Source organism: Paraburkholderia sp. BCC1885, assembly GCF_900996235.1.
Lineage (GTDB): Bacteria > Pseudomonadota > Gammaproteobacteria > Burkholderiales > Burkholderiaceae > Paraburkholderia.
Map to the genome: position 1 here is coordinate 39698 of NZ_CAAJGM010000077.1, position 14803 is coordinate 54500.

Genomic DNA, 14803 nt, shown 5'->3' on the forward strand with positions numbered 1-14803 from the left:
GAAAAGAAGTTGGCGTGGCGTGTGCGGGGAGCGGTGCGGCGCAAATGTGCGCAAATCAAAACCGTAGGTTTTCAGCAAGCGCCGTGCCTGCCTGTTTCCGTTGCGTTCTATGGCCACGGAACGGCTCCAGTAAAGGCAACCCTAGGTTCTCGCCGTTTTCGGACGAACTCGTGACGTGTCTGTGACGCGTGCATGACACCCCATGATGGGGAAGAGCGTGAATCCATGGCAGTCTTTACGCACCGCAATTGCACGACGGCCGAGGGTGAAACGGCTCTGTTATGGCCGGATTTCCGGCAACGGCACGGCGCTTGCTGAAATTCGCTCAAGACCGTGAGCGCCTGGCGGGCGATGGGTTCACCGTTGCCCGAGCCCCGAAAATCCCTTACGAATGCCGCTTTTCCTTATTTTCTTTAGCTTGTTTGATCTGGAGTGGTGTCATGACAATTGCCGATACGCTCAAAGGCATGATTGGACTCGATCCAACCGCCCATGCCGACGCCGACATGAAGGCCGTCCTCGACGCGCTCAAAAGCCTGAATCCGAAACCGATCGAGGAATGCAGCGTAGCCGAAGCGCGCGAGCAGCCGACGCCGGCCGACGCGGTCAGGCATCTGCTGACGCAGGCCGGCCATGCCGGACGCCTGCCGCTCGAAGTGGAAGCGGTCCGCAGCGACGACATGCTGATTCCGGGCGCGGTGGGCAGCATCGCGGCACGCGTCTATCGGCCTGCCGGCGACGGCCCGTTCCCGCTGATCCTGTATTTCCACGGCGGCGGCTGGGTGATTGCGGATCTGGATGTCTACGATGCGACGCCGCGCTCGATTGCGGCGAAGAGTAATGCGATCGTGGTGTCGGCGCACTATCGGCAAGCGCCGGAACACAAGCTGCCCGCCGCTCACGAGGACGCTTATGCCGCGTGGCGCTGGATCGTCGAAAACGGCGCGGGTCTCGGCGGCGACCCGACGCGGATTGCGGTGATGGGGGAGAGCGCCGGCGCGAACCTCGCCATCAACGTGTCGATCCACGCGCGCGATTCGGGACAGCCGATGCCGTTGCATCAGGCGCTGATCTATCCGGTGGCGAGCAACAATATCGTTTCGATCTCCTATGAAGAAAATCGCAACGCCAAGCCGCTCAACAAGAAAATGATGCTGTGGTTCGTGCAGAACGTGATCAACGACGAGAGCGATTTAAGCAATCCGCTGATCAATGTGGTGAGCGCGGACCTTTCGAACCTGCCGCCCACGGCGTTGGTGACCGCCGGCATCGATCCATTGCGCTCAGACGGCGAGAAGCTGGCCGAGAAGCTGCGCGATGCAGGTGTCGGCGTGGAGCACCGCAATTATCGCGGCGCCACGCATGAGTTCTTCGGCATGGCGGCGGTGGTGCAGGCCGCGCGAGATGCGCAGACTTTTGTTTCACTCGCGCAGCGGCAGGCGTTTGGCGGGGTGCCGTTGGAGGCGGCGGACTGATTGGCTTAACGCTATCGCGGTGCCGCCGCCAACGTGGCGGGCATTATGCGAGCTGCGGCTCCCCATTTAGTTTGAACACGGAAACCGTCTCGTCAAGGCGCATCACCTGTTCGTCGAGCGATTGCGCGGCGGCTGCGGATTCCTCGACGAGCGCGGCATTTTGCTGCGTGACCTCGTCAATCTGGGTGATCGCTACATTGACTTCGTTGATGCTGTTGCCTTGCGCATCGGACGCAGCAGCGATTTCCTCGACAATGCCCGCCACGCGACGAATGGCCTGTCGTACTTCAGCCGTTGCACGACCCGCTTCCTGAGCCTGTTGCGAGCCCGAGCTGATCGTCGCGACCGATTGCTCGATCAGGTTCTTGATCTCCTTGGCCGCGGAGGACGAGCGTTGCGCAAGGCTGCGCACTTCCGACGCAACCACCGCGAAGCCGCGTCCCTCTTCGCCCGCGCGCGCGGCTTCGACCGCGGCGTTCAGCGCGAGGATATTGGTCTGAAACGCGATGCCTTCGATGATCGATGTGATTTCGGCGATCCGCGATGAACTCGACGCGATTTCATTCATGGTGCCGACCATCCGCTCCACCGCGCGATTTCCTTCGTCGGAAACCTGTGTCGTGCCGGCCATCAGCGAATTGGCTTGCCGCGCGTTGTCGGCGTTTTGCTGCACGGTGGACGTCAATTCACTTAGCGTGCTGGCCGTCTGCTGAAGCGAAGCGGCTTGCTGTTCGGTGCGCGACGATAAATCCAGGTTGCCTGCTGCGATCTGTCTGGACGCGACACCCACTGCATCGCTGGAGGCGCGCGTAATGGCGACGACACCCGCCACCCGTTCGAGCAGACTATTGAGCGCGGTCGCCGTGTAGCCGATCTCATCCATCCGTTCGACGCGTGCCCGCACCGACAGATCGAGCGACTCGCTCACTTCCCGCAAGGTGTCCTGCATCTGACGCAGACCGCCGCCTATCAGACGATAAAGCCGCGCACCCAAGATGCCGGTGGCGACGAGCGCAGAACCGGCAATGGCGAGCATCAACGAGAACGCAAGGCGGTAGGCTCTCGCATTGTCCTGCCGGACCAGATTGGAGCGCGCGATCTCGTCGCTTTGATGCGCGTGCAAGCCTTCGTTGAGCGCGAGCGCAGCATTGTGTACGCCGCCGCCGTCATGAAGCATGGCGAGCGCGCCATCGCGGTCGCCGGCATGCATCTTCTCGAAGAATACACGCCGCGCGTCGCGGTATGCGGCCATGTGGGCGCGATCGGCGTTATCAAGCGTGGGGTCTGCGCCGTCAAGAGCGTCCTGGGCTTGCGTGGCCGCGATTGCTGCGTCGAAGCGCTGGTCCGCGTCAGCGATTTCGCGTTCCATTCCTTGACGGCTGGCGTCGTCGATACCGTCCACTACGTAGCGGTAGACGGCGAGGCGCATGGCGTCGACGTTGTCGAGCGCGGCGGAAATGGATTTCAGGCTGGGAATGGTGCGCGTTTCCGCGTTTTCGATGCGCTGATACGAAGCGTGCAATTGCGCTAATCCATACCCGCTAACCACGCCAAGCGCGAGTAGCACGCCACCCAATGTCACAATAAGCCGGCGAACGATGGTCATGACTTCAGTCTCCCCGATTTCATTTGCGTCTGTCTAACGAGTTCATCGCCTCAGACGGCGGTCGATAATGTGCTGGTGCGATTCGAAATCCATACTTCAAGTGCTTCGGCCGTCAACGGACGGCTCAGGTAATAGCCCTGCGCAATATCGCAATGCAACGTTCCTAGCGCCTCCAGCGTGGCCGCGTCTTCGACGCCTTCGGCCACCACGCTCAAGCCCATGTTGTGGGCAAGTGCGATCGTCGAACGGACAATTACTTCGTCATCCATATCTTTGACCATGCCCGTCACGAATGAGCGGTCGATCTTGATCTCGTTGACCGGCATGCGCTTCAGATAGGAAAGGGACGAATACCCGGTGCCAAAATCGTCGATAGACAGACGGATGCCTAAGCGGCGCAAACGTTCGAGCGTGGCGATTGCTTTTGCAGGGTCTTCCATTAGCGCGCTTTCGGTAATCTCGACCCATAGCCAGCGAGATTCGACGCGGTGACGGCGCAGCGTCGTTTCGAACAGGTCCGGCAAGTCCGTATCGAACAGGTCGCGCGCCGACAGGTTGACCGAGACGCTAAGCTCGATTCCTTTAGCCTGCCAGCGGGCGCATTGAGCAATGGCCTCACCGATAACCCAGCGTGAAATCCAGCGGATGAAGCCGGTCTGTTCTGCAAACGGAATGAATTCGCCCGGCGGCACCATGCCACGCACGGGATGCTCCCAACGTACCAGGGCTTCCACTTGCGCCATGACATTGGTGTTGAGATCAACCTTGGGCTGGTAAAACAGTCGCAACTCGTCGTGCTCGATCGCGTGGCGCAAGCCGCTCATCAGGGAGAGGCGTTCGGCACCGTGCATCTCTTCGTTATGGTCGTAGACGGACATGCCCGCGTTGGCACGCTTGGCCGCATACATGGCGACATCCGCGCGGCGCAGCAGGGCATAGGCATCGGCGCCGTCGCGCGGGAAGGTGACGATGCCAATGCTGGCCGCGACGTCCACCAGGTGGTTTTCCATCAAAACCGGTTGTTCGAGTGCTTTCAGAATCACACGCGCCACGTCTTGCGCGGCGCCCACGTCGCCCGTGGGCAGGAGAATGGCGAATTCGTCGCCGCCGAGGCGCGCAACCGTATCCGATGCATCAGGCAGGCAGCCTCGCAGACGCCTGCCGACTTCGGCCAGCAGCAGGTCGCCGAAGTGATGGCCCAGCACGTCGTTCACATACTTGAAGCGGTCCACGTCCAACACCATCATGGCGATCGACGTGCCGCGCGCAGCAGCGGATGCGATGGCCTGCTGGAAAGTTTCGTTAAATGAAATCCGGTTGGGCAGTCCGGTGAGCGCGTCGATGTAAGCGAGTTCCGTGATGCGCGCCTGCCGCTCGGCAATGCCTTCGCTCATCTGGCCGAACGCGACGGCGAGTTCGCTGATTTCGTCCTTACGCCGGGTCTGGATCGGCAAACTGTAATCGCCGCTTCCGATGCGTTGTGCGAAGCGCGTCAGTTCCGCCAGCGGACGGGTCACGCCGCGTGCGGTCAGGGCGGCCCCCGCAATGGAGACGATGACGCCGCCCAGTGTGAGCAGCACCAGCATCGATTGCAGCTTACGGTACGGGGCCATGGCCTCATCGAGCGACTTCTGCAGCACCGCGACTACCGGTTGGCCAGGCGACGCAAGCCGTACCACGCGCGAACCGAAACCGTCGTTAAGCAGCACATTGGCGCTCCTTTGCGTCTCCGGCATGGTCTTGTGACTGGCAAGCAGGAGCGCGGCACGCTGTTGGGTAGGCAACGAACTGGCGAGAACCGTCCATGAACCGTGCGGCTGCAACGCCATGAACGAGACGTCGAGCGACGTCACCGCCCTCAGGTCGCGCGCCAGTGCATCGTCGATTGCAAAGCCCATCGCCACCCACGCAATCGTCAAGGGCGCTTTCACCGGCACGGTCACAATGACATAGGGCCGGCCGTTGATCACGCCAATCTGCGACATCGCGTCTTTGCGCGCCGTATGCTGAAGCAGTGACGGAAACGGGAACTGCATGCCGGCGCTTGCCGGGTTGCGGCTGTCTGCGATCAGTTTGCCGTCGAGTCCGACCAGCATCACGATGTCGGCCTGGATCCGATCGCCCTGATTTTGCAGCGCGGATAGCACGGTGGTCTGATCGCGCAACGCCACGGCCTCACGAAAACCGAAATCCGCCGCGACGACGGCGGCCGCCTGGCTGAGCTTTTCGATGTCCGATTGCAACACGCGGGCAAAGACGCGCTCGCCCACGGCGAGTTCGCTGTCGGCATTGGCGCGCGCGACGGAGCCGATCTCCGTATTGGTCGCCACGAACACCGTGGCCTGTACCGCGAGCATCAGCAGTACGAACACCAGGGCAATTCTCGTCCACAGGCGATGTAGGCGCATATCGTTCCCCACGCAATGCGCCGGTTAAGCGGCGTCCAGTTTGATGGTGAACGTCGCGGGGCCTTTGGCGGCGGTGTCGAGCGTCTGCGTGGGGCGAGCGTTCGCGTCGCTCTGTCGATAATGCAGGACGGTCACGCGATAACTTTTGCCGGGCAGACCGGCCAGGTTTGCATTGCCGCTTGAATCGGTCTTGGCGTAAAAGGGTGTATCCACGATGAACAGGTACGCCACCATCATGTCGTGGATATTGCAACCGAGCACGACGAGGCCGGGTTTATCGAACACCACCGGATGCGCGGGGACGCCGCGATACAGCTTCAATTCCAGACGTTTAGGCGCCGAGAGCGAGTACACCTCATGAGCGATGTCGTCATAGTTCGGCAGATTGACCGACGCGCCGGTCTGGATCACCGTCACGAGCGGCGTGAACATCTTGTTTCGCTGCGCAATGACAGCACCGGCAGGCGGTCGCGCCGGTAGCTTACCGTCGACAGGGACGGCATAGACAATCGCGTCCTCGACGGGCTTCCCGGCCTGGTCTGCAACGTGCACGCTGAGCGACGCGGCAACGGCATGACCCACAAACAGGACGTTAGCCAAAGCAACCCGACAGCCGCCAAGGATTGTCCGCAGATAGGTTCTTTTATTCATTTCCGTGTGGTAGGCAGCGGCGAACGTCCAGGACGTCTGCCGACGTGTTATTGGTCTCGTCGCCTATACAACACCATGCAAATGAACTTATTCCCCTCCGGCCAGATTAAATTTGCAAAATGCGATGATCGGCAAAAGTTATAGCGGTGCGCCGGCCAATCTGAATACATCAACTACCTGCGCCAGATTGCGCGCCTGCCCCTGCAGCGATTCCGCGGCTGCGGCGGCTTCTTCGACCAGGGCGGCGTTTTGCTGGGTGACTTCGTCCATCTGGCTCATAGCCTTGCTGATCTGCTCGATGCCGGTGCTCTGTTCCTCGCTGGCGGCGGTGATCTCGCCCATGATGTCGGTCACGCGCTGCACGCTGGCGACGATCTCGCTCATGGTCGATCCTGCCTGATTCACCAGTTTGCTGCCCAAGTCCACCTTGTCCACGGAGTCGCCAATCAGGGTTTTGACTTCGCGCGCCGCCGCCGCGGACCGCTGGGCCAGGTTTCTGACTTCGCCGGCCACCACGGCAAATCCGCGTCCCTGTTCACCGGCGCGGGCTGCTTCGACCGCTGCGTTCAAGGCGAGGATATTGGTTTGAAAAGCGATACCGTCGATTACGCCGATGATGTCCACGATTTTCGCCGCCGATTCGCTGATCGAGCGCATCGTGTCCACAACCTGCGAGACGACAGCACCGCCTTTGACCGCTACTTCGGAGGCCGAAACAGTCAGCTGATTCGCCTGACGGGCATTGTCGGCATTCTGTCTGACCGTGCCGCTCAACTCCTCCATGGCGGCGGCCGTCTCTTCGAGCGAACTGGCCTGTTCCTCGGTGCGCGACGACAGATCCTGATTGCCGCTCGCAATCTGGCTCGATGCGGTTGCAATGGTGCCGGTGCCGGCGCGCACTTCGCCGACGATCTTCTTCAGACTGTCGTTCATGTCCTTGAGGGCTTGCAGCAGTTGGCCGGTTTCGTCCGTTGTCTGCACGGTGATGCGGCTCGTCAGGTCGCCGGTGGCGACCGCCTGCGCAACCTGCACCGCTTCCTGCAGGGGACGCGTAATCGAGCGAGTGATGACATAAGCAAAGCCGACACCGATGACGACAGCCGCGAGTCCCAGTTCGATCATCAGATTGCGCGCCGACTCGATGTCTTGCTTGGCCTGCGCGCCGCCCGCGTCCACGAGCCGTTTCTGCAGGTTGGCCATGGCGGTGATGTCCTGCTGTAGTGCGTCGAGCGCGGGCAGCGTTTCATTGCTCATCATGCTGGCGGCTTCATCGCGCTTATCGTCGGCCAGCAATCCGGCAACCTTGCTGAACGAGACCACATACGCCGCGCGTGAGGTTTTGATGTTCGCCAGTAGCGCCTTGCCGTCGGACGAATCGGTCAGCTTGTCGAGCGTCGCCAGTGCGTCGTCGATGATTTTCTTGTTAGCGTCGATGGATTGATGAATGCTTGCGAGTTTGTCTTTGTCGCTCGTGATGAACAGTTCCATGGTGCGCCGGGCATTGGCGCGGGTGGTGGCGTTGATGGTTTGCACCGCGTCGGTCATGACCCAATCGCGGTCGATGATCCGGTCGTCAATGCGGCCGATGCTCGCGAGGCGCACGAGACCCACGCCGATCAGCGCGACCATCAGCACCATCACCAGACCAAAGCCAACGCCGAGGCGCGCACCCATTTTCAAATTCGGCAGACGCATTCTATTGTTCCCGCTTGTTTCTGGTTGTCGCCCGTGGCTATCTGGCTGTTCACAGACCGTGTTTTGCATCGAGCAGGTGTGGAAAACAAAAAACGTCCCTTGCGTCCGGCCGTAAAGGACCGGATTCAGGGGACGTCGTTGTCCAGCAAACCGTAATGATGCTGTAATGCGTTGCGCGTTTTTCAGGTCGGATCGTCGTTGATCGGACCGGCCGCATTATATGTAAACAGAATACGCCGCACTACCAAATGATTTTGACGCGCCGCGCCTTAGTGGACTAGCGAATTCTCTTGATGAGTATTGGCTGTGGCCAACGTCACGCGGTCCCGTCCGTCGCTTTTCGACTGATAAAGCGCGGTGTCGGCGCGGGCCAGCGTGCTGGAGAATGTCTGCGTACCCTGGGCGAGCGCGATGCCGAAGCTCGAACTGATGTTGCCGAGTTCCGGCATATCGTCGAAGGCGCGCGGCACGCTGGCGCGGATTCGGTCGATGAGGCGGAAGGCTTCAGCGGCGTTGGTATCCGGCAGTAGCAGCAGGAACTCTTCGCCGCCGAGTCGAGCAGCGGTATCGCCTTTGCGAACGGACGTGCGAATGTGCTGCGCGAAACGGCGCAAGACTTCGTCGCCGACGGCGTGACCGAAACGGTCGTTGATCGACTTGAAGCGGTCGATGTCGGCAATCACCACGGCAAGCGGATGTGTCTCCGAGGCCAGCTCCAGCAGCCGCGCCGCGCCTTCCTCGGTGCCGCGCCGGTTCAGCAGTCCGGTGAGGGCGTCGGTGCGCGCCTGGTCGCGCAGGTTGCGCGCGAGATCGGCGGACACGATCAACAGGGTCAAAATGCCCGAGCCGATCATGCCCGTGGGCGTACCGATTGAAAGCACCGCAATAAACGCCTCATTCGACATTTCGCCGCCGGGCCGCGCGAGCCATGCGGCAACCCCGACGCTGGCTGCATACAGCCCATAAAACGCCAGAATCCAACGGGCGATCCGGCCGGCGCCGCGTGCATGGCGAAGCGTGGCGACGATGATCGCGACCATCACCGCATCGGCGAGGCCCGTCACGATGCGCGAGTCCGTGCGCCAATCGACGCCGTGGCTCATCCAGGCCCACACGAGCACCACGATCGACACGCCCCACGCCAGATAGACATGGCGTGCATCTTTTCTCGCCCGCCGGCGAAACCCCCACGCCAGAAACGCGAAACTGGCGATAGATGCATGACAGGCGAGCATGGCGAACAATTCCTGCTGCGGCTTCCAGATGCCGCCGCTGATGCGCAGACCATGCCCCACCGCGGCCGCCATGAAAGACAGCGCCCATAGCGCAACGTGGAGATCCAGTTCGAAACTCCACCAGGCGACCAGCAGCGCCACGCCAAAAAGCAGGCTGATGACAACGATGCTGGCCGATTCGATAACCACTGATAGCATATTTTGCGTTTCCGATTCTCGCGCGCAAGTCCTGGATGAGAACTCGCGCGACGTCAAAAGCGCCATGCATCCTATGGACTTCATGGCACCTCGGGTTTACGTCAGGTTGGGGCGAAAACTTTAGGCAATCAGAGCGTTTTTTAGCAGTGCTTTAGTCCAGCCGCTAAACTCAGGCGACCGAGCATTCTTTGGAAGGAGAAGCCATGTCCACTCAGACAGCCGATAACGGCATCGTCACCTTGCGCGCGCATCGCCCGGTGGAAGAGGCCGCCGACAAACTGGCGGCGCTCATCGAAGCGAAAAATATCATTCTGTTCGCGCGCATCAATTTCGCGGCGGACGCGCAGCACGCGGGCCTCGCGATGAATCCGTCACAGCTGCTGGTGTTCGGCAATCCGCGCGCAGGAACGCCGCTCATGCAGGCGGCGCCCACGGCGGCGCTCGATTTGCCGCTTAAAGTGCTGGTATGGCAGGACGATGACGGCGAGGCGTGGTTCTCGTATAACGCAACCCATTACCTGCAGACGCGCCACGGACTGCCCGCGGATTTGATGAAAGCGGTTGATGCGGTCGCCGCGCTTGTGCAGGCGGCAGCGGCAGATTGAGTAATCGTGGGGCGTCCAGCAGCAAGCACTCGAAACGCTAACGACGCCCGCTGCGACCCCACACATAGCGTATCCACCGTTGCCATCGGGTCCGCGGCGCAGCAGCAGGGTGATGCGCCGCAAATTCCTCGCGGTCGCGCTGGACGCTTTTCTGCACCTGCTCGTGGATTTGCCGCAACGTCATGCCGCCGGGGCCTTTTACTTGATCGGGGTCGGCATCGGGTTCGGGGGTGTCTGTCATGGCAGAGTGAATTCCGGATGTGTCCGCCCGATCTTGATACAGATGAGCGCTCGCGGCAAGCATGCCAACGCTTTCATCATATAGAGCGCCTTCAGATCCGCAGGACTGGCACAATCATCCGATCTTCGAGCCTTGGAATCCACATGTCAGACCCCGCTGCACAAACAGCCGCACCCACGTCGCGTATCGCCCCGCTTTTTGCGCTGTTTCCGTTTCTGCGGCCCTATGCGGGACGCTGGGCGCTCGCGTTCCTCGCGCTGGTGACATCCGCGGGCGCCACGCTGGTATTGCCGGTGGCGTTCAAATACCTGATCGATCGAGGCTTTGCCAGCGGCGACCGGGCGCATATCGACCGCTATTTTCTGGCCCTTTTCGCGGTTTCGCTGATCCTGGCCGGCGCCACGGCGCTGCGTTTCTATCTGGTGTCGTGGCTGGGCGAGCGCGTTACCGCCGATTTGCGGCGCGCGGTTTACGATCACGTGCTCGAAATGAGTCCGCAGTTCTTCGAAACCACGCAGACCGGCGAGGTGCTGTCGCGGCTGACGGCAGACACCACCTTGATTCAGGCGGTAGTGGGCACCAGCCTGTCGCTCGGACTGCGCAACTTCTTTCTGCTGATTGGCGGTGTGGCGATGCTGGTAGTGACGAGTCCGGTGCTGTCCGGCTACATCATCGCGACGTTGTTCGTGGTGGTGGCGCCGATCGTCATCTTCGGGCGGCGTGTGCGGCGCCTTTCGCGTGCCAGCCAGGACAAGGTGGCGAACGCGAGCGCGCTGGCGGGCGAAGTGCTCAATGCCATGCCGACCGTGCAGTCGTTCACACAAGAGCCTTACGAGGCGCGGCGCTTTGCGGGTGCGGTCGAAACAGCCTTTGAAACAGCGCTTACGCGCATTCGGGCGCGCGCCTGGCTGACCGCGGTGGTGATCGTGCTGGTGTTTACGGCCATCGTGTTCGTGCTGTGGCTGGGCGCGCAGGCGGTGCTGGCCGGGCGCATGTCGGCGGGCCAGTTATCGCAGTTCATCCTCTACGCGGTGTTTACTGCCGGCGCGGTGGGCGCGGTCGCTGAAGTGTGGGGCGATCTGCAGCGTGCCGCTGGTGCGACCGAGCGTTTGCTGCAACTTCTGGTGGCGCGCTCGCCCGTCGTGCAGTCCCCGACCACCGTCGCGCTGCCGGCGCGCGGCGACGGCATCCAGTTCGACAATGTCAGTTTCTCGTACCCGTCGCGCCCGGGCATTGCTGCGCTTGGCGGTCTCTCACTGCATGTTCGCGCGGGCGAGCATGTGGCGTTGGTGGGTCCTTCCGGCGCGGGCAAAACCACGCTGTTTCAATTACTGCTGCGCTTTTACGATCCCCAGGAGGGCCGCATTCTGATCAACGGCGTGCCGACGCAGGACGTGTCGCTGGTCGATTTGCGGCGCGAAATTGGCGTGGTGCTGCAGGAATCGGTGATTTTTTCGGGCAGCGTGCTCGACAACATCCGCTATGGCGCGCCCGACGCGACGCTCGCTCAAGTTCAGCAGGCCGCGGCGATGGCCGCTGCCGCTGGCTTCATCGAAGCATTACCGCAGGGCTACGACACGTTTCTCGGTGAGCGTGGCGTGCGCCTGTCGGGTGGACAGCGCCAGCGCATTGCCATTGCCCGTGCAATCCTGAAGAATCCGCCGATTTTGCTGCTCGACGAAGCCACCAGCGCGCTCGACGCCGCCAGCGAACGCCTGGTTCAAACGGCGCTCGACAATGCCGCGCAAAACCGCACGACGCTGGTAATCGCACACCGTCTTGCGACGGTGCAGCAGGCCGATCGCATTGTCGTGCTGGAGCAGGGCCGCATCGTTGCGCAGGGGCGTCACGCGGAACTTCTGGCGAATTCGCCGCTTTACGCGCAACTGGCGGCGTTGCAGTTTGGAGAGCCGTTGGCGCGTACAGCGACGCCGGTTGCGGTGCGCGAAGACTCCTAAGCCGTTCCGCCTGCTTCCTGCGAATTGAATCCGTCCGTGCGAGCAGCCGGCGAACCGGCGCGATCTTCGCCGGAGCAACGACGATCGAGAGATTGCCAGATGCAATCGCAACTGGCGCCAATCAACACCCGTGAAAACGACGACCCGCAGGCGACACAACGGTAGTGCTCGACAGCGGGAACACCACGCAATTCGCCCACGCCGAGCAGCGCCATTTCGCACAGTTGCGTCGAGGCGGGGCGGCCGTGGAGATCAGAACACGAATTGCAGGTCGGCATGCGGTGCTCCCGTGGGGGCTGTCCATTTCAGACTAGCACGAGCTTGCGAGGCTGCAAAGATTTTGCCTGCTTCGATTGGCGAGCCGGTCGAATTTGCCGATGTCTGATGCACCGTATGAGTGCGTCATTCGTCTTCGCATTTACGCCGCTTGCTTCGCAAACCGTCCAATTTATTCCTGCTACGACTCTTAAGATGATTTTGCGCTTCGGGCATCTAAACGCAGCCTGGTGTCGTGTCGCGCCTGGTCTTGGAGATTCATCACGTAGAAATCCAAAACGCGGTTTTTAAACTGACGTGCATGACACGGCGGACCGCGCTTTCGCCGAACTGTCGCCGACGAGATATCGCATGCTGAATACTCTATCGAGGATACTGTCCAGGCCGGGATCCGCTAACAGCAGCGCCGCCGATACCGCGAGCAAGTCGCAAGGAAAAAAGCCCGATGGGCAGCCATCCGCCACGCCGGGTTCCGTTGCGCCTGAAATCGCGCGGCTCGCCGCGAGTTCAACCCCGGCGACACCGCACGGCACAAGTCAATCGCGAAAGACGGTGACGTTCGCCGTGAGCCCAACTGACGGGCAAGGCAGCAAAAGCGCAACCGATGCGCACGGGTCGGCCAGACAGCCTCCAAAGCTGCTGGACAAAGCCTTGCCTGCGCTGCCAGGCAGCGCGGCTGCGCCGGGCAATACGACAGAGGCAAAGCTAAAGGCGCCGGCAAAAGCCCTACCGTCATCACCCGACGCGGCGGATAAAGCGGCCAAGCAGGATACCGAAAAGCATGCCGACGTACAGTCGCCGCTCGCCAAAGTGGAATCCTCGAGTTCTCAACCCATTGCTTCGTCATCCAAAGTAAAACTGGAGGACCTGCCCAAAACACCACAGGAAACGCCGCCGGAAACACTCGCTGAAACGTCGGCCGAAACACCGCCCGACACCCAGGCCGTCGAAGATCCTGGTTTCAAAATGCCCGCACGTGCGCAACGTTTTGGCCAACCGGTAGATCGCGACAAGCCAGGCTTCTCGCTGCTTGAAACCAACAAGCTGCGACCGGGTGCGTCGATGGCGGCGGCGGTCGGCATCAGCACGCATACGACGGTGGGCGCGGCGGACGCTGCCTTGGTCGGCGGCAGTGTCACGGCAGCGCACGAGAGCCTCGGCGCGGTGATCAACGGTCATGCATTTCTGGCTGCGACACAGCGTAAGAAACGCTACGGTGCGCAGCTCGACTCCATGCTGAAAGACGATTTAGGCAAGCTGGACGAAAACCGTCGCAACGGCGTGGCCATGCCGCCCGAGACGATGATTTTCAAACGCAAGAACGGTATCCGGAAACTCGAAGACGTGTATGACCCGAAGGCCGCCAAGCGCGACGGCAAGCGGCGCGACGACGGTAAAACCGCTGCTGCTTCATCGGCTAAACCCATTGAACTCGAATACGACATGGAGGCGGTGAAAAGGCTCGCCGCGTCGGACGATCCCAAGCTCAAGAACGAAAGTGCCCATGCGAAGAACGTGCTGCTTACCGCGTATCTGAAAGACGACGTCGCCGCCAAGCAGGGCAACCGCGCCGCTTATGAATTTATCCGCAATACGGTGGCCATCAGCGCCGCGACAGCGACAGCCGTCGGCACGCACGGCGCAGCGGTGGCGGTTGCCGGCACGCATGCCGCTCACGTCGCGGCAGGCACGCGTATCGCGGGCAGCGCGATTTCGGGGGCGAGTTCACTCGATGTCGCCAAGGGCATCCGCGGCCTTAAGCAGCGCATGCGTAACGACAAGGCGGAAGTGGTCGACAGTTACGCCCTACAGAGACGCCAGGCATTTGCTGAGGAGTACGCAGGTCCTAAAGCGACGCCGGAAAAGAAGGCCGTGATGAGCAAGCTGGAGGAGAGCGGCGATAAAGAAAAAGTGGTCAAGGACACGCATCGGGCTTTTCTTGAGCAGGCACGCGTGCAGGCAGGCAAAGAAACCTTCGGACGGGTCTTCAAGGGTTCATCGATCGACGACACGCGCTCGACTACCGCAAAAAAGGAAATGCGCGACGTGGTCGGAAAACACGCCTATACCGTGGTGAATTACCACATGGGCCTGAGCGACCCCAAGAAGTCCGAGCATCTCGCCGGCGAATGGGACAAGATCATGAAGACCCCCAACAGCACGCGCAAATCGCGTCAAAAGCAGTTTGCCGATCTGTTCGACAAGGACCCGGGCACGAAGACCGCTTACCACCTGTTGCGCGACACCGGCATGGGACGCGGCGAATCGATCTACACGATGCAACGCATGATCGAGATGTCGATTGAAACGAAGATGGCGGCGGACCCGGAGATGGCGGCGGTAGGCGGGTCAGCGGATTTCGCCAAAGACGACGCCGCACAAAAGGCCACCACCAGCCGGTTGACTACAGCCATGGGTCGCCGCTGAGCGGTTGATATTCAACTGCTCAAAGTGC

Annotated in this window: 10 protein-coding genes; 5 read left to right on the top strand and 5 right to left on the bottom strand. The window is 61.4% G+C overall.

Annotation, left to right across the window (positions count from 1 at the left end):
• Positions 1-440: 440 nt before the first annotated feature.
• Positions 441-1475 carry an alpha/beta hydrolase gene (locus FQ755_RS06220; protein WP_144152209.1) on the top strand — a complete coding sequence of 345 codons (1035 nt, stop codon included), beginning with the start codon at positions 441-443 and terminating at the stop codon, positions 1473-1475.
• Between the two features lie 43 nt (positions 1476-1518).
• Here FQ755_RS06220 and FQ755_RS06225 read toward each other — a convergent pair whose 3' ends face one another.
• The 5 genes from FQ755_RS06225 to FQ755_RS06245 form a co-directional block, all read right to left on the bottom strand.
• On the bottom strand, positions 1519-3081 hold the full coding sequence (locus FQ755_RS06225) for a methyl-accepting chemotaxis protein (RefSeq protein ID WP_144152211.1): 1563 nt from the start codon (positions 3079-3081) through the stop codon (positions 1519-1521).
• A gap of 50 nt (positions 3082-3131) precedes the next feature.
• Entirely contained in the window at positions 3132-5489 is a 2358-nt protein-coding gene (locus FQ755_RS06230) for an EAL domain-containing protein (protein ID WP_144152213.1), read from the bottom strand.
• 24 nt (positions 5490-5513) lie between these two features.
• Entirely contained in the window at positions 5514-6140 is a 627-nt protein-coding gene (locus FQ755_RS06235; RefSeq protein WP_144152215.1) for a methylamine utilization protein, read from the bottom strand.
• A gap of 138 nt (positions 6141-6278) precedes the next feature.
• Positions 6279-7835 carry a methyl-accepting chemotaxis protein gene (locus FQ755_RS06240; protein ID WP_144152217.1) on the bottom strand — a complete coding sequence of 519 codons (1557 nt, stop codon included), beginning with the start codon at positions 7833-7835 and terminating at the stop codon, positions 6279-6281.
• A gap of 269 nt (positions 7836-8104) precedes the next feature.
• Positions 8105-9268, bottom strand: a complete 1164-nt coding sequence (locus tag FQ755_RS06245) for a sensor domain-containing diguanylate cyclase (protein ID WP_144152219.1) — start codon at positions 9266-9268, stop codon at positions 8105-8107.
• Between the two features lie 203 nt (positions 9269-9471).
• Between FQ755_RS06245 and FQ755_RS06250 the strand changes: the two genes are divergently transcribed.
• The 4 genes from FQ755_RS06250 (at position 9472) to FQ755_RS06265 (ending at position 14775) form a co-directional block, all read left to right on the top strand.
• A complete protein-coding gene (locus FQ755_RS06250; protein ID WP_144152221.1) occupies positions 9472-9873 on the top strand; it encodes a DUF302 domain-containing protein in 402 nt (133 codons plus the stop codon).
• A 112-nt stretch (positions 9874-9985) separates the two neighbouring features.
• A complete protein-coding gene (locus FQ755_RS37185; protein ID WP_186308432.1) occupies positions 9986-10198 on the top strand; it encodes a hypothetical protein in 213 nt (70 codons plus the stop codon).
• Between the two features lie 59 nt (positions 10199-10257).
• Positions 10258-12072 (top strand): ABC transporter transmembrane domain-containing protein, encoded by a 1815-nt coding sequence (locus tag FQ755_RS06260; RefSeq protein WP_144152224.1) that lies wholly within the window; start codon positions 10258-10260, stop codon positions 12070-12072.
• Between the two features lie 927 nt (positions 12073-12999).
• On the top strand, positions 13000-14775 hold the full coding sequence (locus FQ755_RS06265; protein WP_144152226.1) for a hypothetical protein: 1776 nt from the start codon (positions 13000-13002) through the stop codon (positions 14773-14775).
• The last annotated feature ends 28 nt before the right edge of the window (positions 14776-14803 follow it).